This is a genomic window from Pantoea sp. EKM103V (genome assembly GCF_011800365.1).
Taxonomy (GTDB): domain Bacteria; phylum Pseudomonadota; class Gammaproteobacteria; order Enterobacterales; family Enterobacteriaceae; genus Pantoea; species Pantoea anthophila.
Genome location: NZ_JAALFQ010000034.1, coordinates 1 through 885, shown reverse-complemented (window position 1 = coordinate 885; position 885 = coordinate 1). Strand labels below are relative to the sequence as shown.

Annotated in this window: 2 protein-coding genes and 1 pseudogene; all 3 read right to left on the bottom strand. The window is 65.2% G+C overall.

Going from position 1 to position 885, the window contains the following annotated elements; translation table 11 throughout:
* The coding region (locus HFD97_RS21995; protein WP_167434917.1) for a hypothetical protein at positions 1-446 on the bottom strand (446 nt) is incomplete at its 3' end.
* Entirely contained in the window at positions 443-592 is a 150-nt protein-coding gene (locus tag HFD97_RS21990; protein ID WP_167432554.1) for a succinate dehydrogenase flavoprotein subunit, read from the bottom strand. The genes HFD97_RS21995 and HFD97_RS21990, both read right to left, overlap by 4 nt.
* 83 nt (positions 593-675) lie before the next feature.
* A pseudogene (locus HFD97_RS21985) lies at positions 676-885 on the bottom strand (hypothetical protein); the annotation flags it as partial.

Here is an 885-nt window from a genome sequence, read left to right as displayed (position 1 = left end):
TCAAACCAGCCCTCCCCGCTGCCGACCGGAAACCACAGGTTCGAATTGTCACCGCTGAGCAGCGGATGATCGCAGAAATGGACGCCCCGGCCCTGCGGCGTTTCGCTTCCCGTCACGATGCCGGACGCGCGCACCGTTTCGGTCAGGACACTGCGGGCCAGCCGTTCTGCGATATCAGACCAGCACCACTCTCCGTCCGGCACCGGCAGCTCAGCATGACGCAGCGACTGACCGCCCGCCCGCGCGGCAAGCCGGGCGATATCGGCCACCCCGGCCTCTGCGGCAGCGCCGTCCGCCTCGCAGATATAGTGCCCGTTGTGCCAGAAGGATTCGGCCCCGTTGTCGAGGCGGATCAGGCAGTACCGCCCCAGCGCGAGGGTGATATCCTCATGCGTCACCGGTGACGCCGCACCGGCCGGATGCGGCTGCACGATCATGCTGCTCATGGCTGCACCTCCAGCTGGCTCTTCACGGTGGTCATGAACTGCTGCCACAGCGAAAACGGCATGGCGGGCACGTGTGCCGGTCGTTCACTGCGCAGGGCGTTTACAAACGCGGTGGCATGTGCGACGATTTGTGCGTCAAAATTCATATCTACTACCCATTGGTTGGTTTTGATGAGGCCGCCAGCGCGAACTGGTGACCGTGAAGAAAGCAGGCTCCGGCCTGCTTTTTTTACGCCTGCGGATTGTCCTGCGCATCTCCTGCCTGTTGTGCGGCGTCAGCGGCAAGGCGGTCTGCCAGCAGGCTGCTTGCCCTGCCCCACGCCACCTCGCCCGCCGTGCCGAAGCGGTCGTGTACGATGTGGCTCGCCGCTATCCACGCGCGGAATGAGGGCAGCGGCAGCGCGCCGTCCCGTACCGTGTCTGCCACCTGCTGCGCCAT

What these genes read in the sequence shown, in the direction of transcription:
- HFD97_RS21990 (WP_167432554.1), bottom strand. Translation starts at nt 592, where the DNA reads ATGAATTTTGACGCACAAATCGTCGCACATGCCACCGCGTTTGTAAAC.